Source organism: Mucilaginibacter psychrotolerans (assembly GCF_004519315.1).
Taxonomy (GTDB): domain Bacteria; phylum Bacteroidota; class Bacteroidia; order Sphingobacteriales; family Sphingobacteriaceae; genus Mucilaginibacter; species Mucilaginibacter psychrotolerans.
In genome coordinates, this window is record NZ_SOZE01000002.1 from 206,815 (window position 1) to 232,980 (window position 26,166).

The 26,166-nt window shown below is 44.7% G+C and carries 24 protein-coding genes and 1 tRNA gene; 10 read left to right on the forward strand and 15 right to left on the reverse strand.

All coding sequences use genetic code 11. The annotated features are described in order from the left end of the window. Positions 1–67: 67 nt before the first annotated feature. Positions 68–2,242 (forward strand): carboxy terminal-processing peptidase, encoded by a 2,175-nt coding sequence (locus E2R66_RS03055; protein ID WP_240049224.1) that lies wholly within the window; start codon positions 68–70, stop codon positions 2,240–2,242. Positions 2,243–2,334: 92 nt separating this feature from the next. Here E2R66_RS03055 and E2R66_RS03060 read toward each other — a convergent pair whose 3' ends face one another. After that, positions 2,335–2,841: a hypothetical protein gene (locus E2R66_RS03060; RefSeq protein ID WP_133226483.1), complete on the reverse strand. Its 507-nt coding sequence runs from the start codon at positions 2,839–2,841 to the stop codon at positions 2,335–2,337. A 72-nt stretch (positions 2,842–2,913) separates the two neighbouring features. Then, positions 2,914–4,242 (reverse strand): signal recognition particle protein, encoded by a 1,329-nt coding sequence (gene ffh / locus E2R66_RS03065; protein WP_133226481.1) that lies wholly within the window; start codon positions 4,240–4,242, stop codon positions 2,914–2,916. A gap of 266 nt (positions 4,243–4,508) precedes the next feature. Between ffh and E2R66_RS03070 the strand changes: the two genes are divergently transcribed. After that, positions 4,509–6,962, forward strand: a complete 2,454-nt coding sequence (locus E2R66_RS03070; RefSeq protein ID WP_133226479.1) for a DUF5916 domain-containing protein — start codon at positions 4,509–4,511, stop codon at positions 6,960–6,962. A 72-nt stretch (positions 6,963–7,034) separates the two neighbouring features. Here E2R66_RS03070 and E2R66_RS03075 read toward each other — a convergent pair whose 3' ends face one another. From E2R66_RS03075 to ruvX, 8 genes are all read right to left on the reverse strand, one after another. Continuing rightward, on the reverse strand, positions 7,035–8,051 hold the full coding sequence (locus E2R66_RS03075; protein ID WP_133226477.1) for a DUF3078 domain-containing protein: 1,017 nt from the start codon (positions 8,049–8,051) through the stop codon (positions 7,035–7,037). A 63-nt stretch (positions 8,052–8,114) separates the two neighbouring features. Further along, positions 8,115–8,438, reverse strand: coding sequence for a hypothetical protein (locus E2R66_RS03080; protein ID WP_133226475.1), 324 nt, complete (start codon positions 8,436–8,438; stop codon positions 8,115–8,117). After that, a complete protein-coding gene (locus E2R66_RS03085; protein ID WP_133226473.1) occupies positions 8,435–9,187 on the reverse strand; it encodes a hypothetical protein in 753 nt (250 codons plus the stop codon). The genes E2R66_RS03080 and E2R66_RS03085 overlap by 4 nt, the downstream gene beginning before the upstream one ends. Before the next feature lie 64 nt (positions 9,188–9,251). After that, positions 9,252–10,082, reverse strand: coding sequence for a glucosaminidase domain-containing protein (locus E2R66_RS03090; RefSeq protein WP_133226471.1), 831 nt, complete (start codon positions 10,080–10,082; stop codon positions 9,252–9,254). 44 nt (positions 10,083–10,126) lie between these two features. Next, the gene (locus E2R66_RS03095; RefSeq protein WP_133226469.1) at positions 10,127–10,684 is read right to left on the reverse strand and encodes a glucosaminidase domain-containing protein; all 558 of its coding nucleotides are present in this window, start codon (positions 10,682–10,684) and stop codon (positions 10,127–10,129) included. Between the two features lie 2 nt (positions 10,685–10,686). Then, positions 10,687–11,325, reverse strand: a complete 639-nt coding sequence (locus E2R66_RS03100; RefSeq protein ID WP_133226467.1) for an O-methyltransferase — start codon at positions 11,323–11,325, stop codon at positions 10,687–10,689. A gap of 155 nt (positions 11,326–11,480) precedes the next feature. Further along, positions 11,481–11,858 (reverse strand): GxxExxY protein, encoded by a 378-nt coding sequence (locus E2R66_RS03105; RefSeq protein ID WP_133226465.1) that lies wholly within the window; start codon positions 11,856–11,858, stop codon positions 11,481–11,483. A gap of 112 nt (positions 11,859–11,970) precedes the next feature. Continuing rightward, positions 11,971–12,381, reverse strand: coding sequence for a Holliday junction resolvase RuvX (ruvX, locus tag E2R66_RS03110; RefSeq protein ID WP_133226463.1), 411 nt, complete (start codon positions 12,379–12,381; stop codon positions 11,971–11,973). A gap of 151 nt (positions 12,382–12,532) precedes the next feature. Here ruvX and E2R66_RS03115 point away from each other — a divergent pair, with 151 nt between their 5' ends. The 4 genes from E2R66_RS03115 to E2R66_RS03130 all read left to right on the forward strand — a co-directional run bounded on the left by E2R66_RS03115 (position 12,533) and on the right by E2R66_RS03130 (position 16,970). After that, positions 12,533–13,675, forward strand: a complete 1,143-nt coding sequence (locus E2R66_RS03115; protein ID WP_133226461.1) for a DNA polymerase III subunit — start codon at positions 12,533–12,535, stop codon at positions 13,673–13,675. A gap of 2 nt (positions 13,676–13,677) precedes the next feature. Continuing rightward, positions 13,678–15,129 carry a regulatory iron-sulfur-containing complex subunit RicT gene (gene ricT, locus E2R66_RS03120; RefSeq protein WP_133226459.1) on the forward strand — a complete coding sequence of 484 codons (1,452 nt, stop codon included), beginning with the start codon at positions 13,678–13,680 and terminating at the stop codon, positions 15,127–15,129. After that, positions 15,130–15,609 (forward strand): gliding motility lipoprotein GldH, encoded by a 480-nt coding sequence (locus E2R66_RS03125; RefSeq protein WP_133226457.1) that lies wholly within the window; start codon positions 15,130–15,132, stop codon positions 15,607–15,609. Between the two features lie 74 nt (positions 15,610–15,683). Beyond that, a complete protein-coding gene (locus E2R66_RS03130) occupies positions 15,684–16,970 on the forward strand; it encodes a tetratricopeptide repeat protein (RefSeq protein ID WP_133226455.1) in 1,287 nt (428 codons plus the stop codon). A 222-nt stretch (positions 16,971–17,192) separates the two neighbouring features. Here E2R66_RS03130 and E2R66_RS03135 read toward each other — a convergent pair whose 3' ends face one another. Continuing rightward, positions 17,193–17,573 (reverse strand): hypothetical protein, encoded by a 381-nt coding sequence (locus E2R66_RS03135; protein ID WP_133226453.1) that lies wholly within the window; start codon positions 17,571–17,573, stop codon positions 17,193–17,195. A gap of 71 nt (positions 17,574–17,644) precedes the next feature. Here E2R66_RS03135 and E2R66_RS03140 point away from each other — a divergent pair, with 71 nt between their 5' ends. Beyond that, positions 17,645–17,896 carry a hypothetical protein gene (locus E2R66_RS03140; protein ID WP_133226451.1) on the forward strand — a complete coding sequence of 84 codons (252 nt, stop codon included), beginning with the start codon at positions 17,645–17,647 and terminating at the stop codon, positions 17,894–17,896. Positions 17,897–17,957: 61 nt separating this feature from the next. Beyond that, positions 17,958–19,325 (forward strand): DNA recombination protein RmuC, encoded by a 1,368-nt coding sequence (gene rmuC / locus E2R66_RS03145; protein WP_133226449.1) that lies wholly within the window; start codon positions 17,958–17,960, stop codon positions 19,323–19,325. A 134-nt stretch (positions 19,326–19,459) separates the two neighbouring features. On the opposite strand, the gene thiL is transcribed toward rmuC, so the two are convergent. Both thiL and nadA read right to left on the reverse strand, forming a co-directional pair. Next, positions 19,460–20,506 carry a thiamine-phosphate kinase gene (gene thiL, locus E2R66_RS03150; RefSeq protein ID WP_133226447.1) on the reverse strand — a complete coding sequence of 349 codons (1,047 nt, stop codon included), beginning with the start codon at positions 20,504–20,506 and terminating at the stop codon, positions 19,460–19,462. Between the two features lie 133 nt (positions 20,507–20,639). Next, positions 20,640–21,632 (reverse strand): quinolinate synthase NadA, encoded by a 993-nt coding sequence (gene nadA, locus E2R66_RS03155; RefSeq protein ID WP_133226445.1) that lies wholly within the window; start codon positions 21,630–21,632, stop codon positions 20,640–20,642. Positions 21,633–22,039: 407 nt separating this feature from the next. Between nadA and nadB the strand changes: the two genes are divergently transcribed. After that, positions 22,040–23,632, forward strand: coding sequence for an L-aspartate oxidase (gene nadB / locus E2R66_RS03160; protein WP_133226443.1), 1,593 nt, complete (start codon positions 22,040–22,042; stop codon positions 23,630–23,632). 136 nt (positions 23,633–23,768) lie between these two features. On the opposite strand, the gene E2R66_RS03165 is transcribed toward nadB, so the two are convergent. Continuing rightward, positions 23,769–23,841, reverse strand: a tRNA-Gly gene (locus tag E2R66_RS03165). Between the two features lie 71 nt (positions 23,842–23,912). Here E2R66_RS03165 and E2R66_RS03170 point away from each other — a divergent pair. Continuing rightward, entirely contained in the window at positions 23,913–24,425 is a 513-nt protein-coding gene (locus E2R66_RS03170) for a gamma carbonic anhydrase family protein (protein ID WP_133226441.1), read from the forward strand. On the opposite strand, the gene E2R66_RS03175 is transcribed toward E2R66_RS03170, so the two are convergent. Next, positions 24,415–26,061, reverse strand: a complete 1,647-nt coding sequence (locus E2R66_RS03175) for an Ig-like domain-containing protein (RefSeq protein WP_133226439.1) — start codon at positions 26,059–26,061, stop codon at positions 24,415–24,417. The genes E2R66_RS03170 and E2R66_RS03175 overlap by 11 nt on opposite strands. Between the last annotated feature and the right edge of the window lie 105 nt (positions 26,062–26,166).

Here is a 26,166-nt window from a genome sequence, read left to right on the forward strand (position 1 = left end):
TATTAGCGGGACGGCTCTGAGCTGTCTCTTTTTTTATAAAGCGAAATTAAACCAGGCACCCGTATTGATGTTTCACCAAAGTCCCGACTTAACTACTGTAAAGGATATGTTTAAAAAATGTTATTTAATGCTGGCATTGGCGGCTGCGCTGGCCTGCAACGCCTCGCCCAACAAACCGGCAATAATGAAAAAAGCCGGGCCTAACGATTTGCAGCCCGATGAGCAGCAGAGCGTGGTGATGAAAACCGTAGCCGGCATGGTAAGTACCTATAACTACAAAAAGGTGCCGCTTAACGATTCTATCTCTGCCATCATCTATACCGAATACTTGAAGAAGATAGACGAGAACCACAACTACCTTACCGCCGGCGACGTAAAGGAGTTTGAACAATTCAAAACCGTTTTAGACGACGACATCAAGAATGGCGACCTGAGCCACGTGTTCTACATTTTCAACGTGTTCCAGAAAAGGTACACCGAGTATGTAAACTTCTCCATTGCGCAGCTAAGTAAGCCTATTGATTTTAACAAAAACGACACCTTTACTTACGACCGTGAGAAACTCCCCTTCGCTGCAAACGAAAACGAACTGCACGAGCAGTGGGCCCAGCGCGTAAAATACGACTTGCTTAACCTTAAGCTGGCAGGAAAAGAGCTGGAGGCCAATAAAGAAACGCTGAAAAAGCGCTATAGCAGCGTACTCACTCAATCTAATAAACTGAACAGCAACGATGTGTTCCAGGTGTTTATGGATGCCTTTACCGGCGCTATAGATCCTCACACCAATTACTTTATCCCATCGGCTGCGGCTGCATTCAATATCGATATCTCCCGTTCACTAGAGGGCATCGGCGCAACCTTGCAATCGCAAAACGAATATGTAACGGTTACTTCCATTGTTCCGGGTGGTCCCGCCGATAAAAGCAAGCAGCTGGCCGTAGATGAACGCATCATCGGTGTTGCGCAGGGTAAAACCGGCGAGTTCCAGGATGTAGTAGGCTGGAGGATAGAGAACGCTATCGCGCTTATCCGCGGCACCAAAGGTACTGTTGTACGTTTGCAGATATTGCCTAAGGGTACCGGCGCAACCGTAAAACCACGGGTGCTTGAGCTGGTGCGCGAAAAGATCATCTTGAAGGATATCTCGGCTAAAAAAGAAATACGCACTTACAACTCCAACGGTAAAATAGTGAAAATCGGCATCATCAACGTGCCTGCATTTTACCTGGATTTTAACGATTACAAATCGGGCAACCCCAATTACAAAAGCACCACCCGCGATGTGAGGCTGATACTGGATACCCTTAAACGCGAAGGTGTAGACGGCGTGGTGTTAGACCTTCGCCAAAACGGCGGCGGCTCGCTGATGGAAGCTACTGAGCTTACCGGCTTATTTATTAAAACCGGACCGGTAGTACAAGTAAGAGACCCACGCAACCAGGTAGAGTTGGAAAAAGACGACGACCCGGCTGTTGCCTATAGCGGCCCGCTGGCGGTACTTGTAGATAGATTCAGTGCATCGGCTTCTGAGATATTCTCAGGCGCTATACAAGATTACGGTCGCGGCCTTATCATTGGTACCCAAACTTACGGTAAGGGGTCAGTACAGCGCATTATAGACCTCGACCAAGTGATCAGCCCATCCATCAAAGATCGCCTGGCGAAACTGGTGGGCAAACAATCAACCGTTGCTACCGGCAGCCAGAACAAATTCGGGCAATTGAATTTAACTATCGGTAAATTCTACCGCATCAGCGGCGGTTCTACCCAGCATAAAGGTGTACTGCCCGATATTGAGTTCCCTTCGGTTATCCCGATGGATAAATATGGCGAAGACACCGAGCCGTCGGCTATGCCTTACGATGTTATAGATAAAACGGATTACACCCGGGTAGGCGACTTTACCGCGATAATACCACAGCTTAAAAAACTGCACGACCAGCGCATGAGCAGCAGCGACAGCTTTAAATACCTGTTGCAGGATATTGCCGATATGAAAACCCGCGAACAGGAAACAAGCGTTACCCTAAACGAAGCACAATTAAAGCTAAAACGCGATGCCGACGAAAAGAAAGCATTTGAACAAAACAACCTGCGCCGCGTAGCCCTGGGCCTGCCGCCATTGAAAAAAGGCGACACCAAACCAAAGAACGAAGACCTGGACTTTTTGAAACGCGAAGCCGGACAGATACTAACCGATTACCTTACGCTTGATAATAAGGTAAGCACCACTATTAAATAAACTCTTCCAAATAAATGGCAAACGCCCCGTTCAGGATGACTGAGCGGGGCGTTTTGGTTTTTGTGTGTGGCTTATGTTTAGTTAAAGGCTAGCTAAACTTTCAAAAGCCAAAGTCCGCCGTTGTATCGCCCGGCATATTTCTGTAGTTCGCTCAATAATAAATCCCTGTTCAGCATTTCGGGCGGTAGTACTATTCTACCTTTTCCATTCCACCATCTCATAAAGGCTGATACATTTTTATCGTATAAATCTAACCTGCCGTTGGGTTTTTCTCTTACAATCAAATCCTGCCATGCTATCTGCCTGTAAGGTGCCATTTCGGCCCGCTTCTCAACGCCACTATCTGTTTGAATTATTTCAAGCGTGAGCATTGATTTTGTAGCCTTTTTACCACCAATATACATGGACATCAAAACAACAAAAGGGACGATAAACATATATATAATGATCCCAATATTGAGTTCATTTTTGTACTGAAAATATTGCCTGGCAACAACTAACACCATTATGGGTACAGCAATTTTTAAAATCCGCAAGAAATTGCGCCTTGCTATCCTATTAATTTGGCTCTCGTCTACTTTAAACACCTGTGTTTGCATGCCCTAATATTAAAAAAAAAGCCTCAACATTTCTGTCAAGGCTTCTAAAAATCCCGCTACCCTTTCGGGAGGCTATTGTTTCGGCATCCTGCGCATCATGTTGGCCATGGCTGCCGGGTTGCTCATTTGCTTCATTACCTTTTTCATATCGTCGAATTGCTTCATCAGGCGGTTTACTTCGGCAAGGTCGCTGCCAGAGCCTTTTGCAATACGCATACGGCGGCTTGGGTTGATGATTTCGGGGTTCTCTTTCTCCTTGGGTGTCATACTCTGGATAATGGCTTCTATGCCTTTAAAAGCATCGTCGCTCACTTCTACATCTTTCATCATTTTGCCAACACCCGGTATCATGCCCATCAGATCTTTCATGTTACCCATTTTTTTGATCTGCTGTATCTGGCCGTAAAAGTCGTTAAAGTCAAACTTGTTCTTGCGGATCTTCTTCTGCAGCTCGGCAGCTTCTTTCTCATCGAATTGCTGTTGCGCGCGCTCCACTAAGGATACCACGTCGCCCATTCCCAGGATACGCGAGGCCATACGATCCGGGTGGAAAACATCAAGTGCTTCCATCTTTTCGCCGGTACCGATGAATTTAATCGGTTTGTTCACTACCGATTTGATAGAAAGGGCCGCACCACCGCGGGTATCACCATCAAGCTTGGTTAATACTACGCCGGTAAAATCGAGCCTGTCGTTAAACACCTTGGCGGTGTTCACGGCATCCTGGCCGGTCATGCTATCTACTACGAATAATATCTCATGAGGTTTGGTAGCTGCTTTTACCTTTTCAATTTCCACCATCATGGCCTCGTCTATCGCTAAACGGCCGGCGGTATCTATGATGACAACGTTGTTGCCGTCGCGCCTGGCCTGAGCTATACCCTCTAAGGCAATGGCAACCGGGTCTTTCGAGTCGCGGTTGGCATAAACCGGCACGCCTATCTGCTGGCCCAAAACCTGCAGTTGGTCTATCGCCGCAGGGCGGTAAATATCATCGGCAACCAGTAATGGCTTTTTGTTTTTTTGTGTTTTTAGGTAGCTGGCCAGCTTACCGGTAAAGGTGGTTTTACCCGCACCATTCAAGCCTGCAATCAGGATGATGGTAGGGGAGGCCTTTAGCTCCAGTTCGGCAGTGGTGCCACCCATCAGCTCGGTAAGCTCATCGTTCATGAGCTTGGTAAGCAATTGCCCCGGTGAAATAGACGTAAGCACGTTTGCACCTATGGCTTTTTGCCTTACATCGTCGGTAAATGCTTTGGCGGTTTTATAGTTAACGTCGGCATCTAAAAGTGCCTTACGTATTTCTTTCATGGTTTCGGCTACGTTTATTTCCGTAATTGAGCCTTGTCCTTTTAGTACTTTAAACGCCCTATCGAGCTTATCTGATAAATTTTCAAACATTACTTATCCTGATTTTTTGAGGTTACAAAGGTATGATTTTGAAGCAGAAACCCATTCTACTAAATAAAATCAATTGCCCAATTGTTGGGTCGGGCCAATTATATTAAACGGCCAGGCGAAATAATCACTGCACTCCTGCGAAAATTATTTTCGCGACCCAATGCACTGATTCCCAAAATTTAACATCTCTTAACTAAGTTTTAACATATAAAACTGTAACGTTTGGCAAACCGCTAACATCTTATAGGCACTATCAGCACCCCCATATGAAGGCATTTGTACTCGCCATTTCCTTATCAGTAATCACTTTAACCGCTTTTTCGCAAAAGGCCAAGAAAACCCTGGTGGCCGTAAAAACCGATGTGCCGCCAAAACTGGATGGCTTGCTGGATGATAAAGCCTGGCAAAACGTACCCATCGCAACCGATTTTGTGGAGCTGCAACCCAACGCCGGCACGCACGAAAAACCCGAAGAACGCACCGAAGTAAAGATAATTTACGATAACAACGCCATTTACATTGGCGCACGCATGTACGAAACCAGCGGCGAAAAGGTGGCCAAGGAAATTGCCACACGCGATAACGTGGGCAACGCCGATTTCATTGGTATCATCTTCGATACTTATCAGGATGGTATCAATGGTACCGGCTTCTTTGTTACATCGGCCAACAGCCAGTTCGATGCAAAATACACCCCGCCCGATCAAAACGGCAACACCGAAGACCCAAACTGGAACTCGGTTTGGACCAGCAAGGTGGTAGTTGATGATCATGGATGGAGTGCCGAGATGCGCATCCCTTACTCCGCCCTGCGCTTTGCCAAGAAAGATATCCAAACCTGGGGCATGAACCTTATCCGCAAACGCCAGCGCATACAGCAGCAATTGTTTTGGAATGAAATAGACCCGAAGATGAACGGCTTTATCAACCAGGAAGGCATCTTAACCGGTTTAGAAAAGCTCGACCCACCGGTACGCCTGGGCTTTTATCCATATTTTTCTACCTATGTAAACCATTACCCATACAACACAGCCGGCGTGCCTAACACCAAAGCCTCCGTAAACGGAGGTATGGATGTTAAGTACGGCATAAACGACGCTTTTACGCTCGACCTTACACTGATACCCGATTTTGGGCAGGTACAGTCTGATAATAAAGTGCTTAACCTAACGCCATTCGAGGTGAAGTATAACGAGAACCGCGCCTTTTTTACCGAGGGTACCGAGCTGTTCAACAAGGGCAACTTGTTCTATTCGCGGCGCGTGGGGGGTACGCCCATCAACTATGGGGCCGCGTATAATAACCTGGCCCCCGGCGAGGAGGTGATAAGCAACCCTACAGAAACCAAATTGCTCAATGCGGTTAAGGTCTCCGGGAGATTATCAAACGGTTTAGGTATAGGTGTTTTTAACGCAGTTACCAACAGCGCCTTTGCAATTATTGAAGATGCGCAAGGCAACCGCAGGCAGGTAGAAACCAGCCCGGTGGCCAACTACAACATTTTGGTATTTGACCAGAACCTGAAGAACAACTCAGCTATAACGCTCATCAATACCAACGTAAACCGTTTTGGTAAAGATTACTCTGCTGATGTAGGCGGTTTGGTGTACAACATCAACAATAAAAAGAATACTTACAAATTGCGCGGCTTTGCCATGATGAGTAACCTGTATGGCGGCGGCACCAAAACTAAAACAGGTTACAGCTACGAGGTTATCGGCGGTAAAACATCCGGTAATTTTACCTGGGATGTAGGGCAGGATATGGTGGATAGCCAATATGAGGTTAACGATCTGGGCTTTTACAATAACAACAACTACCTGGAGCATAACCTTAATATGCAATACACCAATTACAAACCCAAGCACTTTTTTACCCAATTTGGCGCGTGGACCAACACCTATTACTCGCGCCGCGTAAACGAATCTAGTTACCAAAACTTCAACCAAAACTTCGGTGGCTTTGGCACATTCAAAAACCTTTGGCAGGTAAACATCAACGGCCATTACCGTTTTGAAGGGAATGATTTTTATGAGGCGCGCGATGGAGAGCGCTACCGCTCGCCACGCAATTTTATGCTGAACTGGAACCTGAGCACCAACCGCTCTAAGATGGTTTCGGGTGGTTTTTGGTATTCTGATACCTGGGTTTGGAACGGTAAAGGAGGGCATGGTAACGACCTTGAAATGTTCCTCAACCTGCGCCTGAGCAACAAGTTCTCTATCAACGAAGATGTTACGATCAGCCCGCGGATAAACTACCTTGGTTACGATACAACTGATGATACCAACCACCCGGTTTTTGCTTTGCGTAACGTGCATACGGTAGAAAACATATTCACCCTTAAATACACCTTTAGCGGCATTATGGGGCTTAACTTAAGGCTACGACATTATTGGAGCAAGGTAAACAATAAAGAGTTTTTTAGCCTGGGCAAAGATGGTTACGTGGCACCGCTTACCTCTAACAACTTCGACCATAGCGACCGCAACGTAAATATCTGGAACGTAGACATGGTGTACGTATGGCAGTTCACCCCGGGCAGCGAACTTAGCCTCGCCTGGAAAAACTCAGCTTTCAACCAGGATTTGCCTGCCGACCATGGCTACCTAAACAACCTGCATGAGACGTTCAACCTGCCACAGAACAATAACCTCTCGTTGAAGATATTGTACTACATAGATTTCCAGAGTTTGAGGAAACATCATAGCAAAGGATAATATCATACACTACGTGCATTAACAGAAAAACCGGCTGATGGCCGGTTTTTCTGTTTAAATATATATTGATCATTACGGGAACTTGTACAATATCCCCAATGAGAGCCCTTCAGTGCCCTGTATATCGTTAGATGTATTCTTATCGAAGAGCAGCGTTCCGTTTATAGATACGTTGATGAGGCGGTTTACTTTTGCGGCAAGCACGGCATCCATCCTGTGGCGAACATAGGCAAGCGGTTTGCCATAGGGCACAAACATATCGTAACGGGCGTTGAGGTGCATGTTCTTGGCAATATCCTTATCAAAAATAGCCACCATCTGGAACGCGATATCCGTATGGATGGTTTTTCCGGGCGTAACGCCGTAGTTGCCCGGGTTGTTATGGTAAATGGTAGTATCTAAAACGAAGGTTTGGCGGGCCGTACCGGTACCCAATCGCAAATCAAAATACTTGGCCGGCTTGTACTCAAAACCAATAGACTCGGTTAAATACCCCGGCGACATCAAATTGGATATCAGCACAGGCGGGTTTACGCCCGCAGCATCGTACTGGAAACCCTTATCAAACTGCGACTCGAAACTTAACGACCCGAAAAAGAACCAATGTGCAGACATTTGCGTGGCCACCTTATTATCCAAAAAGATACGGTCGTTGGTTTTGCGCGCGCCCTGGCCTTTGTTTTTACTTTTTCCGTAAAGCAGGTTAAGGTCTGTAGAGTAACTGAAGGGGGCTTTGTTGTATTCCGTACGGAATATTAAATTGGTGCCCAAGGCTACAGCCGTTACGCCACCCGCACTATAGTTATTACTGAATGCCGCCTGGTTAAAGTTTAGCCCAAGGGTAACATACTTGCGCCAGTAGCTCACTTTATAATCCAGCATGGTTACGGGTATCAGCTCCTGCTGTATCTGTATAGGCCTGGTTGGCACCGGTATTGAATTGGGCCTTGGCGCAATGCGGTACCTGTTCAGTAAATTGGTGTCTATTTTTACGGTGTCCCGTTTGGTAGTGTCGGTAGTTTGGCCGTTGGCACTCAAGGCAATTGACAGGGACAGTAGGAAAAAGAAGCTAAAGCCGGTTTTCAACATAACGCAAAGAAAAAGCAAAAATCTCTTATTTCAACGCAAAAACTGAAACTAATGTGTTTGCTATCAAAAAAAAATCAGCCAGTTACAAAATTTGCGTCGGTTTAAATAGGCTAAATCTACCTCCATTTTGTACGCCTCCCGCTCGAATGAAATACCCATGTACGCCTGATGATGGTTGCGGTATCGGGCCAAATTCACTAGATAATTCAACAGGTAAAACATATAAAAGGGCAGTACCAGTAATTCAATCTGCTGGCGTAAATGGATGCGTTCGTGGTTAAGCAACACCTCATCTTTACGCATCGCACTGCTGCGGAGCAAAATGAATGGAAATAGCGCCATGGCGCTAACGTTCAGCCAGGGGACCACAATCAGCCAGCCCCTCATTTAGTGGTATCGATAAACATTTTTGGCAGGGGTGCCAGCTCAAATGCCCTGGGGTTGCGGCGATAGCGTTTGTAGCTGCTGCGCACATAGGCAACAAAATCGTACTCGTTGGCCGTAGTTACCATGTTATAACTGGGGCGGTACTTCAGCATAAAATCAGTCAGTTCCGGATCTTTTAAAAAGGTGATACCCCCTACGTACGTTTTATTGAAGCGAAAATCGATTACCGACTGGCGGTAGTCGCGATCTATAATTTCTTTCAGGTGCTCGGCATTACGGCCGCTACGGCTGAACAGGTTGTAAAGCGCATCTATGCTAAAGCCAACGCCACTTTGCCCAATAGAAAGCAGATCGGGATTGCTGGATGGACCATATATCCGGCTGTAATCGCTTTTGGTGGCCAGGTAGCGCCTTTGCGGATTGAGCACATTATCGCGTATGGTTACCTCCTGCAGTTGTATGGCTGTTGGGCGCATATAAACAGCCATGGGCAAATAATTTTTTACAGTAAGGGTATCGGCAAAATGATCAGATTTACTAAAGATGAGCACATCGCCAACGCTGGCTTTTATGGTAAACTCTCCCTTGATAGTATTGTAATTAGATTCGCCGGTATTGCTATTGCGCACGTTTACCCTTGCAATACGTACACTGCTGGTTTTATCGAATACGATACCTGTTAGCGGCCTTTGTTGCGCAATAGCCGGCATAAACATTATGCAAAACAGGATGGAAAGCCATGATTTCATTTTTGAACTATAAAGCTACGCCTTTATAGCACAGCCGCAGGTTTTATTAACAAATTTTAACACGCTATTTTATTACAACAAGTTTTTGACCAAGCTTTAAGTTGTTATCGGCCATCTTGTTCAGCGCCTTCAATTCGTCAACAGTGATACCAAAACGTTTGGAGATGTTGTATAGTGTATCGCCTTGTTTTACGGTATAGATTTTATCGTCAGGAGATGTCTTAGCAATAGAGTCGGGTTGGGGCCGGCCAATGTCGTTGTTTATTTCGGTCAGCACACGGTCCTCGCGTTTTATTTTGGCAACGCCGCCTTCAGGCCGGTCATACTGATCCAGGTTGTATTTTACAATGAGATTTATCAGTAGCTGCGGATACTTGGGGTTGGTGGCGTAGCCCGCTTTTTTCAGGCCGTAGGCCCAGCCCGTGTAGTCGTCCTTATCCAGTTCAAAAAGCTTTGCGTAATTCTTTTTCTTCAAAAATTCGGAGTGGTCGCGGTAGCTGTCTTCGGGGTTATCGTACACGCGGAAGCAATCGTTGGTTTGGTCGTCGTCTTTATAATAGCTTGGGCCCGTCCAGGTGCTGCCGCATTTAATGCCGAAGTGGTTGTTGGCGGCCACAGCCAAATCGCTGTTGCCCGCACCCGATTCGAACAGGCCCTGTGCCAGCGTTATGCTCGCAGGGATGCCGTAGGTATTCATCTCCTGTATAGCTATGGCCTTAAAGCGGTCGATATACTCCAAAGACGACATATTGCGATGCGATGCAATAGCAGCCTGGTTACGTTTTTGGATAGACCGGTTGTTTTTTCGCGCTTTGCTGCTGCTGATGGTGCTTTTATGCGCCGAGCACGAATTAAAAAGAATAGCAAGGATGAAAAGGATATAAAATTTACGCATGCAGCAATAACTTTAGCCAATAGAACGGCTAAAGCGAAAGTAAATTATTTTTGGCTATTGTCTGCAAGTTGTGCCGGCGTTTTTGCTTCTACGGGCTTTTCGTCAAGATCGTTCAGCTTGTACTTTTTGATAATGCCCATCACCTGCGATGCCCAGGTACGACTGCTGCAATAACCACTGCGTTGTATACCACGCGCCCAGCCTGCATAATCGTATTGGGTAAGGTTATCGGCCAGGTGGCTGAATTGTTTGCGTTCGGTCATTATACGGGCAAAATCCTGGAAGGACTCCATAACCGAATCGTAGCGTTTATAAGATGTGCGTACTTTTTTATTGTGTTTGTAATAAACTACAGTACCTCCACCTTTTACGCCAAACTGGTTATTGAGATTTTGGGCGATGTTGCTCTTGCCACTGGCCGATTCGTGCATGGCCACGCCTAAAATGATGCTAGCGGGTACACCTGTTTCGTGCATAATGCGTATGGCATTATCTTTGAACTTATCGATGTATGATTGTGGAGCTGTTTGTGCCGAAACGGTTGCTGTGGTTGCAATGAACGCGCATGCTAACAGTAGCGAAGCAGTAAAGAGTTTCTTCATAATTATTTTTTTCTGATGATCAATAGTCCATCGCGAACGGGGAGGATGAGTTTCTCCACATTCGTATTTAAAGCTATTAACTCATTTAGCTTGCGGATGTTTATAGTATCGGCATCTTTTTCGTTGCCATATACCTTGCCCTTCCACAAAACGTTATCAATTATTATTAACCCACCGGGCCTTACTTTGTGCAATACAAGTTCAAAATAAGTAAAATTATTTCGTTTATCCGCATCAATAAAAACTAAATCGAAGTTATTTTCCTCTAAATCAGCAATAACGGCCTCTGCGGGCCCAAAATGCAGCTTTATTTTTTTGTCCACATTTGTTGATTTAAAATGTGAAACAAGCATTTCCTCGTATTCGCGGTTAACTTCTATGGTGTGCAAAACGCCGCCTTCCACCAGTCCCTCGCTTAAGCAAATGGCAGAGTAGCCGGTAAATGTCCCTATCTCCAAAATAAGTTTCGGCGCAATCATTTTGCTCAGCATGCTCAGCAACCTGCCCTGGTAATGGCCACTTAGCATGTGCGGCTTCAGCACTTTTAAATACGTTTCGCGGTTGATAGCCTGCAGTTCGGGGGTCTCGGGGTCGAGGTGGGCATCAAGGTAGGATTGTAAAGCCGGATCTAAAATTTCCATTGGGCAAATTTAGGGAAATATTTTTTGACGAGGATTCGCGCCCTATTGTCTGAACCATGATTCACTTGATTAGAGGATTTAGGGATGCAAAGTGGCAACTATCCGTGGGAGGTGAGCAAAAAATCAAGTCATCTTCTAATCAAGTGAATCATGGTTCAGACAATAAGCTTGTTATTATGCACTCTTTTGAACTGCAAACTCTTTGAGCCAAAATTTATCAAAAGTCCAATCTCCATTTTATAGGCTTCCAAATAATTCATGGCTTGGGCCAAATGCACATCTTCTAACGCAACTATTGCTTTTAATTCAACCATAATAGCTTCTTCTACAAAGAAGTCTACCCTACGTGTTCCTATTTCTATACTATCATAGTAAATTATCATTTCCAATTCACGTGCATAAACCAAATTGGCTTTATCAAACTCGATTTCTAATGCACGCTGATATATCACTTCCTGAAAACCATTCCCCAGCGTACTGTGCACCCGCATTGCACAACCGATAATCTTTTCCGTGAGTTCCTTATGCTTCATTGAGCAAAATACTACTTTCTATCAAAATCGAAAAATCATTACTGTCAAATCGAGAAATCCCCTAATCAAGCAAATCATGGTTCAGAAAAATGACGAGGGAAGGATCAACGGATTAGAAACTTTTCCCCATCCACCCCTGCAGCAATATTACCGCCGATATCGTATCCACCAGTTCCTTGTTCTGCCTGGCTTTTTTGCCCATGCCGCTTTGGGCTATAACGGCTGATGCCATTTTAGAAGTGAAGCGTTCGTCCAGCATTTCTATGGGGATCTCCGGGAAGGTTTTCTTCAAAAGATTTACAAAGCCTTTTACATGGGGTGCAGATTGGGAGGGCGTATTGTCCATCTGCTTGGGTTCACCAACAATAAAGCGTTCTACAGGTTCGGTTTGCAGGTATTTTTTGAGGTAGTCGATAATCTTCAGCGGGTGAATGGTATCCAGCCCCGTGGCGATGATCTGCATCGGGTCGGTCACTGCAATACCGATGCGCTTGGTACCGTAATCGAAAGCCATTACTCTCATGCCTGGTGAGTAGTGAGTAGTGAATAGAGAGTAGTTAAGTATGGCATCTTTTTGTAATTTAAAAACTGAAACACATTCAAAGATAGCGCAATCCCATTCCGGTCTCAAATCTCATATCTAAAATCTCATATCTAATTTTTAACTTGCACCAATGCAGTTTAAGCAAATTACCGGGCAAAGCGCTATAAAGCAACGTTTAATTACCTCTGTAAATGAGAACAGGGTGAGTCATGCGCAGTTGTTTTTAGGTCCCGAAGGGGCCGGCAGCCTGGCTTTGGCCGTTGCTTATGCGCAGTATTTAAGCTGCGAGGATAAACAGCCCGATGATTCCTGCGGGGTATGTTCCAGCTGCCGCAAGTATCAAAAACTGATGCACCCCGATCTGCATTTCTCATACCCAACCTTCGGTACGCCAAAAGAATCGTCGATAGATTTTATCGACCAATGGCGTACGGCCTTTACGGAAAACCCATACTTAAGTTTAGATACCTGGCGCGGGTATTTGGATTCGGGCAACAAACAGGCTAACATCAACATACTCGAGTGCCATCAAATTATCAAAAAACTCAGCTTTAAACCGTTTGAATCGGTTTACAAAGTATTAATATTATGGCTTCCCGAGTACCTGGATAAACAGGGAAACGCGTTGCTTAAAGTAATTGAAGAGCCGCAGCCCAATACCCTGTTTTTATTAGTTGCCCAAAATCAGGATCAGATACTGAATACCATCCTCTCGCGCACGCAACTCATCAAAATACCGTGTTTAACTTTCGAGGACGTTAAAAGCCACCTCATTGCGCAGCATAACCAAACCGAAACTGCCGCTTCTGAAATTGCTTACTTAAGCAACGGCAACATGACCGAAGCGCTAAGCATGCTGCAACAGGATGCTAAAGGCTACCATGTAATGTTTGTGCAATGGCTACGCTTATGCTTTGGCAACAAGGGCCTGGAGGTGCTTGCGTTTACCGATCAGGCATCAAAAATGGGGCGCGAAAACCAAAAGAATTTCATACGTTACGGCATCAATTTTATCCGCGAATGTTGTTTGATATCGGCAGGTGCCGAAAGAATGGTACATTTACCAGTGCAAGAGCTGGAAACAGCGCGAAAAATGGCCGGCGTAATGAATATTGCCCAGGCCGAAACCATTATTACCGAGCTGGAAAAGGCTCATTATCATATAGAACGCAATGCTAACCCTAAGATCTTGTTTTTAGATGTATCTTTGCAGATTATAAAAGTACTAAATTTAAAAATCGTCCCTCCGGGGAATCATTATATACCGAATTAATTATGGGATGCGGAAGTTGCTCAACAGGGGGCGGTTGCTCACCTGCGGGCTGCAAAAGTAACGGCAGTTGCCTTACTAACGGTTGCAGCAAACTGGATGTACACGATTGGCTATCCCACATGGATATGCCAAACAATTATAAGCCCTTTAGCATAGTCGAAGTAAAATTCAAAGGCTCGCGAAAGGAGTTCTATCATAATCACGACAATATTTACCTGGAGGCAGGTGAACTGGTAGCAGTAGAAACCACCACCGGTGGCTACGATATTGGCCACGTAAGCATAACCGGCGAACTGGTGCGCATGCAAATGACCAAGCGCCACGTAAAGGAAGCTGATGTTACCAAAAAGATCTACCGCCGCGCTACCCCTGCAGATGTAGATAAATGGAAACTAGCCAAAGATTTGGAGTGGGAAACCATGCACAAGTCTCGCACTTTAGCTTTGGAACTGAAGCTGAGCATGAAGATAAGCGATGTGGATTACCAGGGCGATAAAACCAAAGCCACCTTTTATTATACGGCCGAAGGCCGCGTAGATTTTCGCGAGCTGATCAAGAAAATGGCCGAGAGTTTCCGCATCCGTATAGAGATGCGCCAGATTGGTATGCGCCAGGAAGCAAGCCGCCTTGGCGGTATAGGCAGTTGTGGTCGCGAGCTTTGCTGCAGCACCTGGCTTACCGATTTTAAAACGGTATCAACTTCTGCAGCACGTTACCAAAACTTATCTTTAAACACCCTGAAGCTTGCCGGCCAATGCGGCAAACTGAAGTGCTGCTTAAACTACGAGCTGGATACTTACATGGATGCGCTAAAGCACATCCCCGATAATGTAAATGTACTGAAGACCGAAAAAGGCGATGCACGCCTGCAAAAAACGGATATCTTTAAAAAGATAATGTGGTTTGCTTTTCCGCGCGAAGAATCGTGGGTTCCCTTACCCATCACCCGCGTAAAAGAAATACAGCAAATGAACCGCGAGGGCGTTTTACCTGCCGACCTTACCGAGGCCGTACAAGTAGAATTGATACCTGTAAAAGTGCTTGATTACGAAAACGTGGTTGGCCAGGATAGCCTTACCCGCCTGGATGAGCGCCGAAATAACAATAAAAACAAGAGCAAAAATAAAAGCCGAGGCAAAGGCCCGCGTCCCGAAGGACAGGCCCAGCAAACAGGCGCAAGACCCGATGGTGGCAACCGACAGCCAAATGCGCCTCAGCGGGAAGGCAACGCCCAAACAGGCCCAAGGCCGGAAGGCGGCAGGAGGCCTGATGGTAACCGCCAGCAAAACAATGGCCCAAAACGAGAAGGTGGAGCGCAAGTCGGCCCAAGGCCCGAAGGTGAGAACCGACCAGACGGAAACCGCCCGCAAGGTAATAATGGCAACAGGCGCAATAACAACCGACGTGGCCCAAACCGTAACCCCAATAATCCACCACCAGCAAGGCCGGAATAAATGAAACTGAAGCATAATTTGTTGCTTGCAACATGCTTTGCCCTAATTTTTGCGACCGAGGGTTGCAAAGACGCGGCAACGGTTATAGATACCAGTACCGAGATTGATAACCACAACTGGTCGTACGGCAACCGCGTAAAATTTGATGTTAAAATTGATGATGCCCGTGTGCCTTATAATCTTTATTTCAACTTACGGGTTGGGGGCGGGTATCGGTATTCTAACATGTACACCTTATTTTACCAAACATCTCCCGATAAAAAACTCAGCAAGCTACGCTACGAGTTTACGCTGGCCAACAAGGATGGCGAGTGGCTGGGCAGCGGCAGTGGCAATTTGTATAGCTATCAAATGCCTTTGCGTACAGCATATAAATTCCCGACTCCCGGCGTGTACCATTTCGAGTTAGAGCAAAACATGCGCGACAACCCCCTGCACGAAGTAAGCGATGTGGGCTTAAAAGTGGAAAAAGCAAAATAATTTTTTATTGGTTTTTTAATCTCCCAATCAAAGCAAAAAATTATCTTAGGGGCTTAAACCTTATGCATTAAGCCATGAAAAAGCTTCTGTTCCTCATTCTACTATTGCCGCTGTTTGCAAAGGCGCAGGCACCTAATGCCGATAGCATTAAAAACGCCGGTACTGTAAAGTATTATACCAAAATCATCGCTCAAAAACCCAACGACTCGGTTGCGTACTACAAACGTGGCAGTGCCTATCTTAACCTGGATAAATACAAACTTGCGTTGGCCGATCTGAACAAGGCCTTGCTGATAAACCCCAAATACAAAGAAGCTTTGCTGGATAGGGGCCGCACCAAACAATCGCTTGAAGATTACACCGGCGCGCTTAAAGATTATAACGCTTACCTGTTGATGAAGCCGAACAGCTCTGCCGCACTATACAACATCGGCATGGTAAAACGCATACAGAAGGATTACAAAACCGCCCTGGATTACTTTAGTAAAGGTTCGGCTATAGACCCTGGCGATCCGGATTTCTATAACGAAATGGGTATCTGCAAAAAAAGGCTCGAAGAATATAAGGGTGCTATCGAACTTTTTAATAAAGTAATGGAGCTTGATCCTGAAGACTACCGCCCGCATTACAACACCGGCCTCACCAAAAATTTGATGGAGGATTACAAAGGTGCAATAGAATCATTCGACAAAGCTGCTCAACTCGACCCTAAAAACGGCGATATCTATTACAGCCGTGGTGATTCCAAGCGTTATTTAAAGGATTATGCCGCAGCCATTGTAGATTACACGGTGGCTATACAATTAGATCCCACGTTTTTAGATGCGTATAACAACCGCGGTATAGCCAAATACAAAAGCGAGGACTATGACGGCGCCATCAGCGATGCTAACAAAGCGCTTGCCATCGACCCAAAATATGCCAATTCGTTTTATAACCGGGGCCTCGCGCACGAATCGCAAAGCAATTATGCGGATGCGGTGGAAGATTTCGACAAGTACATCGCCCTGGAGCCTACCGACCCTGATGGTTTCTTTAAACGCGGCAATAATAAATTGAATCTTGACGATTACGCCAATTCCATCCTCGACTATAACCAGGCTTTAAAATTAGATCCTAAATACACCAACGCCTATAACAATCGTGGTGTTGCCAAGCGGTCTTTACAGGATTACAAAGGCGCTATTGTAGATTACTCCAAAGCCATCGAACTGGAGCCTAAAGACGGCACGTATTTCACCAATCGTGCATACGCCGAGCATATGCTTAAAGATGATGCTTCGGCCTGTATCGACTGGAAGAAGGGCCTGGAACTTGGCGACAAGGATGCCGAAGAATACCTCACTAAATATTGTAAGTAAGGCAATGAGGCTGTATCATATATAAAACCCAGTGTTAAACAACAAAACTAAATTTGGTCAAGATAGGCTTTGTGTCATTTGCGCTAAACGGTATGCCAATCTTTGCGGCCTTTGTGTTTAAATTTTTACCACAAAGGCCACAAAGGGGAAAACACAAAGAACACAAAGCCAAATTTAATTTTGAGTAAAATGCCTAAAAAGCATTTATGATACAGCCTCATATTAGTTTACTGTATAGTCAGTACTGATTTTAGTAAAAGAGCCCAATTCCTTAGCCGATTCTTGCGCTACCGTTGTACTGTTGTCGGTAATAATGTACGATACCGTGTTTTCGCCGCCCGCGTTCTGTATCTCCACGTGCAATACGCCACCGGCCACCAGGCCGGTAGTGAACTCATAACTACCGGTAGTTACCGATTTAGTATCGATAGCAGAACTTACCGTCTCGCCGGCTTTTATTGCAGATAAGGTAACATTAAAGGCCGCTGTAGCCGTAACCGTTACTTTTATATTGTGTGACACAGGCCCCGCAGCTCCCTTTTTTGAACAAGAGTTTATAGAAATGCAGCCCAAAAGGGCCAACAAGATGATTGCGTATTTCATGGCAGGTATATTTTGGTTTTTATAAAACATGTAAATATGCCATTTGTAGTTTAAGAACACAAACTATCGCCATGAAACAAGTCATTTCTTATTTGGTAATCATACTGGCCGCTGCGCTGCTGTTTTTCACCGCCTGCAAAGGCAACACAGGGCAAACAGGTGGGGCGCAGGCAGATTCGGGACAAAAGCATATCGGTAATTCAGGCCCGGCAGATAGCTCTGGCTATGCTGTAAGCCCAACGGAAACAGGCGGTAAAGATACCAGCGGCAATGGCAACGGTACAGCAAATGCACCAAAAGATACGCTGAAAACAAATCCGTAATTATTGCTTTCTTTAGTAATCTATAAATTGCTACATTCGTTTTGCTAATTTTTTTATCAAAATGGATATAATGGTTTTGGTTGTTTCCGGTATATTATTTATTGCAGCGCTGGTGGTTTTCTTCGTTAAAAAACCAGGCAGCTCGAATATTTCAGCAGATGAACATGCTAAGCTGAAGACAGAGAATGAAAGGCTTAAAATTTCTGTGGCCGTTGCAGAACAGCGGGTTTCCGGCGCAATTGCCGAAAAAGACAATATCACCAAACACTTTAAGGACGAGCAAACCCGACTGTTAGACGAATTGTTTGATTTGCGTGGCCAGTTGGGGCAGGCCAACCAGTCGCTGGAATCTGCACGGTCGTACTACAAAGCGCAGCAGGAAAAACTGGCCGAGCAAAAAGCCGACATTGAGCAAACCCGCAGCCATTTCCAGAAAGAGTTTGAGAATATTGCCGAAAAACTTTTAAAAGAAAAAAGCAGGGAGTTTACGGATGTTAACCGATTGAGTATAGATACCATCCTCAATCCGCTTAAAGAAAACATCAAGGCCTTCGAAGCGAAAGTGGATAAGGTTTACAGCACCGAAGCCGCGGAGCGGCACGTTTTACGCGGCGAAATATCAAAATTGATGGACCTGAATAAACTCATCAGCACCGAAGCATCAAACCTAACTAAAGCACTCAAAGGTGATAATAAAAAGCAGGGCAACTGGGGAGAGGTGATCTTGGAGAAGGTTTTGGAGCGCAGCGGTCTGGTACGCGACCGCGAATACCGCATACAAGCCAGCTTGAACCACACAGACGGCAGCAGGCTGCAGCCCGATGTAATAATTGACCTTCCTGATGAAAAACATTTAATAATTGATTCTAAGGTATCGCTCATCGCTTACGAGCGATTAGTTAATTGCGAAACGGAAGAAGAGCGCCGTTTATTTTCTAAAGCGCATATCGAATCTATCCGGGCGCATGTGCATGGCCTGTCCGGGAAAAACTACCACGACCTGTACCAGGTAAACTCGCCCGATTTTGTGTTGCTCTTCGTCCCCATAGAATCCTCCTTCAGTTTTGCCGTGCAGCTGGATGCCGATTTGTTTGCCGATGCATGGGATAAACGGGTTGTGATTGTTAGTCCGAGTACCTTATTGGCCACCCTCCGCACTATCGCCAGCATTTGGAAACAGGAACGCCAAAACCGAAACGTTTTAGAGATAGCCCGCCTCAGCGGCGAGATGTATGATAAATTCGTGGGTTTTGTTGGCGATATGGAAGGCATCGGCAAAAACATCAAACAGAGCCAGGATAGCTACGACAAAGCGCTGAATAAACTTACCGATGGCCGCGGCAATTTAACGGTAACGGCCGAGAAAATTAAAAAATTGGGAGCGAAAGCTAATAAGCAGATTGATGGGAAATATATTGGTGAAGAGTAGGTTAAAACTTGCGATTCCCTGTAAAGCGTCATTGCGAGGCACGAAGCAATCTCCCTATAAGCAGAGCGATTTGCATGGCGCATTTTCCTGCGTAGAGATTGCTTCGTTCCTCGCAATGACGCTTTTTTTTGCTGTTACTCACTAGCTTTAAACGCATTCCAACCCTGCGCTGTTAGCGTGTGCACATTATTGCTTTTAGTAATCAGATTACAGCCGGCGTTCGATTCGGTAATGTAGCCGATGATGCTGAAATCCATTTTGTGCTTTATCTTATCGTAATCTGCCTGTTTTACCGTGAAGAGTAATTCGTAATCTTCGCCGCCGCTTAGGGCACAAACCGTTGGGTCGAGGCCGAATTCGCGGGCGGTCTCGTAAGTCATCGGGTCGATGGGTATCTTTTCTTCGTATAGGTTACAGCCCTTATTGCTCTGTTTACAAATGTGCAATATCTCTGAAGCTAAACCATCACTTACATCAATCATCGCGGTTGGTTTTACATCCAGTTCTTTCAGCAAATCGATGATATCCTTACGTGCTTCCGGTTTCAGCTGGCGTTCTACGATGTAGTCTTTGCCTTCCAGGTCGGGCTGTATGTTCGGGTTTTCTATATAAACCAGTTTCTCCCGCTCTAATAACTGTAGGCCGGTGTATGCACCGCCCAAATCACCCGATACGCATATCAGGTCGCCCTCTTCGGCAGTGTTTCGGTAAACGATGTCTTTTTCATCGGCATAACCCAAAACGGTTACGCTGATCACCAGGCCCTGTTTAGATGCTGTAGTATCGCCGCCAATCAAATCCACATTATAGTTATCGCAGGCCAGGTAAATACCTTCGTACAATTCTTCAATAGCCTCCAATGGGAACTTACTGCTCATCCCAATCGATACCGTAACCTGGCTGGCGGTGCCATTCATGGCGTAAATATCGCTTAAGTTTACCTGTATGGCTTTATAGCCCAGGTGCTTCAACGGGGTGTAAGCCAAATCGAAATGGATGCCTTCCAGCAACATATCGGTAGATACCAATAATTTTTTGCCGTCATGATCAAGTACCGCAGCGTCGTCGCCAACGCCTTTGATGGTGCTTTTTTGGGTAAGCTTTATATTTTTAGTGAGGTGTTTAATCAAGCCAAATTCACCTAATTCCTCTAAATGGGTACGTTCCTGGTTCTCAAACATTGTCTTAATTATTTTTCCACACGTCATTGCGAGGTACGAAGCAATCTCTACATAGGACAAGCCGACTTGTAAATCGCTTATGCAATGCTTAGAGATTGCTTCGTACCTCCGAATGACGTGGTTAATATTATTTTTATAGACCTAATCTCGCCGATATCTGCAACATCCGCTCAATCGGCACAACAGCTTTTTCTATAATATGTTGCGGCACGTCTATTTCGGGCGTGCCGTTTTTCATACACAAGTATAATTTTTCCAGCGTGTTGCGTTTCATGTGCGGGCAATCGTTGCAGGCGCATGTATTATTCGGCGGAGCCGGAAAAAATTTTTTAGATGGGTTCTCCTTTTCCATCTGGTGTATAATCCCTGCTTCCGTTGCCACAATAAACTCCGTTTCGGGGCTGTTGGTGGCATATTTCAGTATCCCGGTGGTGCTGCCTATGTAATCTGCCAGCTGCAGGATAACTTCCTCGCATTCGGGGTGGGCCAGTATCTTTGCATTGGGGTGGCGCTCCTTCAGTTTGGTAATTTTCTCCCTGCTGAAAATCTCATGCACCATACAGGCACCATTCCATAACACCAGATCCCGGCCTGTTTTTTTAGCCACCCAGGCGCCCAGGTTTTTATCCGGACCGAAGATGATCTTCTGATCTTTTGGCAAGCTTTCCACAATTTGCACCGCATTACTGCTGGTACAAACAATATCGCTCATGGCCTTCAGTTCCGCAGTACAATTCACATAGGTGATCACCAGGTGATCGGGGTAATTCTCCTTGAACTTTTTAAACAGGTGCGGCGGGCAGCTGTCGGCCAAAGAGCAGCCTGCCTTCAGATCCGGTAACAGAACCTTTTTGTTTGGCGAAAGAATCTTTGCTGTTTCGGCCATGAAGTGTACGCCGGCAAAAACGATGATATCGGCGTCGGTTTTAGCAGCCTGTTGCGAAAGGCCAAGGCTATCGCCAATATAATCGGCAATATCCTGTATATCTCCTTCCTGGTAATAATGGGCCAGCACAACAGCATTCTTTTCCTTTTTTAGTTTCTCTATTTCGGCAAACAGGTCAAGCGACGGGTCGATGTATTCGTCGGCAAAACCATTCATTTTTATTTCTTCGAAGGTATCCATTCCACAAATCAATTAATAATAAGTTCTTTTTATATATAAAGAAAACCTATTGTTATTAAGGTGTTAGTATTGTTAAGAATTTGTGATACGATTTAGCAAAAAAGTTGTTTTTAAACTTTTACTAACATTTATCCACGTGTTTTTATTTTTTATTTTATTGATTTTTAGCTAGCTGTAACAATCAGATATTAATATCAAAACTTAAATGTTAATATTTACTTGCTGTATAAAATGTTAGTATCATTGTGAAAGCTGCTCACAAATCGCTCAAAAGTATCGTAAAATTTGATAAAAATTGGAGTTATCCATCAAAGCGTTTATTTCTCACTTTTTACTTACACAAATTTAACAGGTTTTATACCGCTTATTAACATTAGTACTAATTTTACACAATATATAGATAAAGCATGACCAGAACTGTGGATTTCCTGGTAGTAGGTTCGGGCATTGCCGGATTAAGTTTTGCACTAAAGGCTGCAAAGCATGGTAAGGTACTGATAGTTACAAAAGCCAACGAAGACGAAAGCAACACGAAGTATGCCCAGGGTGGCGTTGCGGTAGTTGTGGATAAAAAAGAAGATTCCTTTGAAAAACACATTAATGATACCCTGATTGCCGGCGATGGGCTTTGCGACCGCGAAGTTGTGGAGGCCGTAGTAAAAGAAGGACCGGAACGGATCAACGAGATTATTGGGTATGGTACCAATTTCGATCGTACTAATGAAGGCAATTACGATCTCGCAAAAGAGGGCGGTCATTCCGAATTTAGGGTATTGCATTATAAAGATATTACCGGTTTCGAGATAGAGCGGTCCTTATTAGAGGAGATACATCGTGAGCCTAATATTGAGATATTGACGCACTATTTTGCGGTAGATTTAATTACGCAGCATCATTTAGGTGAGCTGGTAAAGAAGTCTTCTGATAATATAGAGTGCTATGGTATTTACGCATTTAATACCGAAACCAACCATGTGGAGAAAATTCTGTCCAAGGTAACTGTAATGGCATCGGGTGGAGCAGGGCATATTTATTCGGTAACTACTAACCCCACTATTGCTACCGGCGATGGCGTGGCCATGGTTTACCGTGCTAAAGGAAAAGTTCGGAATATGGAGTTTATCCAGTTCCATCCCACTGCTTTATATAATCCGGGTGAATATCCATCGTTCTTAATTTCCGAAGCTGTGCGCGGTATGGGCGGCGTTTTGCGGCGCACCAATGGCGAGGAGTTTATGCAGGAATACGACGAACGTAAGTCGCTGGCTCCGCGGGACATTGTTGCCCGCGCCATTGATGCCGAGATCAAAAAATCGGGCGAGGATTTTGTTTACCTGGATATCACCCATAAAAAGAAGAAAGATATTCTAGAGCACTTCCCTAATATCTACGCAAAATGCCTGGAGATGGGTATAGATATGACGCGCGATATGATACCTGTTGCACCGGCTTGCCATTATATGTGCGGTGGGGTAATGGTAGACCATAGCGGTCGTTCATCTATCCGCCAATTGTATGCCTGTGGCGAATGTTCATCCACCGGATTGCATGGGGCTAACAGATTAGCTTCCAACTCATTATTAGAGGCATTGGTTTTTGCGCATCGTATTTATGAAGACGCAGTAGTGGCTTTCAATAAGTTCGAAATACCTGAGGGCATCCCTGATTGGAATGAGCATGGCGTGAAACTATCTAACGAAGATATCCTGGTTACACACAATATCCGCGAGATGCAAAAGTTGATGAACGACTACGTGGGGATCGTTCGTTCCGACTTTAGGTTAGAGCGGGCAATGCGCAGGCTGCGTTTGCTTTATGAAGAAACCGAAGAATTTTACAAGCAAACCAAATTATCGGTAAAGCTTTGCGAGTTGCGTAATCTGATACAGGTAAGTTACCTGGTGGTGAAATCTGCAACTGCCAGGCATGAAAGCAGGGGATTACATTATACTACGGATTATCCTGAACATGCGGATATGTTGGAGGATACGGTGTTTTAGACATTTTATAACCACGCGTCATTGCGAGGAACGAAGCAATCTCTACGTTGGACAAGAGGATATGCAAGTGACTCTGCTAATCGGGAGATTGCTTCGTTCCTCGCAATGACGTAGTGGTTAGAAGGAGTTTGCTGTGAGCGAAAAACGGGATTCGAACCCGCGGCCTTCAGTTTGGGAAACTGACGCTCTACCGACTGAGCTATTTTCGCTTAATTTTTCCCAAACATAGTAATTTTTTTATTCACTAATTCAGTCATTCAATAAATCAATCATTAGCAATATGCCTTTAATCCTCCCTGTAAAAGATAAAAGCCCCATGTGGGGTAGTGACTGTTTCATAGCAGAGAACGCTACCATCGTTGGCGATGTAGTAATGGGTGATAATTGTTCCGTTTGGTTTAATGCCGTTATCCGTGGCGATGTGCATTATATAAAAATAGGTAACAACACCAACATTCAGGATGGTGCCTGCATACATGCTACTTATTTAAAGGCCCCAACTAATATTGGCGATAATGTTTCCATTGGCCATAACGCAATTGTTCATGGCTGTACGCTGCGCAATAATGTTTTGATAGGGATGGGCGCTATTGTAATGGATGATGCTGTGGTGGAAGAGTATGTAATTATAGGGGCTGGCGCTATTGTATTAGAGCGCACCATTTGCGAATCGGGTTATTTATATGCCGGTACACCTGCCAAAAAGATAAAGCCTCTTACCGATGAGCAAAAGGCTTTATTGGATAAACTGCCGCAAAACTATATTATGTACTCCGGCTGGTTTATGGATTAGTCTGTTCTTTGGGTATATCTAAAGGTTCTTCTGCTTCCCAGTTGGCACGTAGTACGATATCTTTAGGGCTTACCCAAATTATTTCTGGCTGCTCGCGGCGTTTTACGTTACCGCTATCCCATTTGCCGTTTTTGTTGGCATCGTACACTACCCTTACCGTGTATTTTGACGTAAAGTAATTCTTATATACCAGCGATGTATTTTTGGTGACTACGTCCCTGCGAACTACGTTTTTGGTGTCGTCCATCAATTCTACAATATACATTCTACCTGTATCTGCAGGCAATGTTACTTTAAGTGTTAGCTGACTGTAGTTCTCCGGCTTATCTATCGTAAATGGTTTTCCGTTTCGTTTACTCTTGTCGCCGTAGATATCTGTAAATGCGCCATCTAACAGATTAAGCTGATATTTTGAATTTGCCCGCCAGCGGTACTTCATGGTATAGCGCCTTAGGTTCGATGTATCTTTCTGCAATGTGAAATTGGTTACTGCTACCGAATCCTCTAATAGTGCAATATTGGCCAGGTCGTAACTCTCCAGGGGGAAGTTGCCGATAAGTAATAAATCTGTTCCGGGCTTCAGTTTATTATCGCGATTGGTACCAAAGGAAAATATCAGGTTACGGTCGAACTTTTCGCTTTTGCTTTTTAATTGGTAAATGGTATCAATCGGTTTGTTGTTGTCCAGTATGGCTATGCTCAACGAGTCGAAAGCCATGTTGCGCATATAAACAACAGCGGTATCTTTCGTTTTGGCGAACTCTACTATTTTTTCCTTATCCAGTGCAGGGGGATATAATATTTTTAGTGATGGTTTTTCTACAGGCCTATTGAAGATCATTGAGTACTTACCATCCAATGTAAATTTCTTTTCAGTTACCCGGAAATTGTCGGGGACTTGCTTAAATAATTTGAGTATGATGTTGGAGCTGTCTTTATCTACAACGATGGATTTTTTGGAGAAGCCAATGAGGTCGGCCTCCGGTTTAAAAATTTTATCCGGGCTTGGTTGTTTCAAAGCGTAGATACGGTAGGTGTCTTCGCGCAGGTTGTTGAGCGAGAAATTGCCGGCGGTATCTGTCGTCGTAAAAATGGTCGGTTTCTTTTTACCGAAGAGGAGGGAATCCTGGCTTACCGGGAAAAGGAAAACCAACGCGTCTTTTTCTTTGAGGCCCGTGGTAGAGTTGATAACGTTACCCGATAGACTCAATGAATCGATGTGGCTGCCTGTTGAAAAAACGTAGGTGAAATTTTTAAGCACATTGCCTTCGTTTACATCGGCGACGGCTTTACCAAAATTGATGACGTAAGTGGTGTTTTTTAAAAGTGAATCTTTAAAATCTATGATCAAACTTTTTTTGCTGCTTTTGTACTCCGGCTGTTTTTCCATGAAAGGCGTGATGCTGATTTCCTGGTATGCATTGGTGAGACGGAAGTACTCATCAAAATCTATCTGGATTTGTTTGGCCTTAAAATTACGGGTTTGATTTTCGGGTGTGGCCTTCAATATTTTTGGCGGAGTAAGGTCCCTGGGGCCTCCTTGCGGTTTTTGTTGTGCTGCGCAGCCCCAAAGTGCCAAAACGGTGATAAAAAAGAAGAAATTTTTGCTCAAAAAAAACGATTTTGAATTTAACATAGTTTTTTTGCCCTATAAGCCACTTTTATATTTTGATGAACCCTGATATTAAAAAATTAAAATAATTCGATATACGCGATATTTTATAAAAAACTGATTTACAGT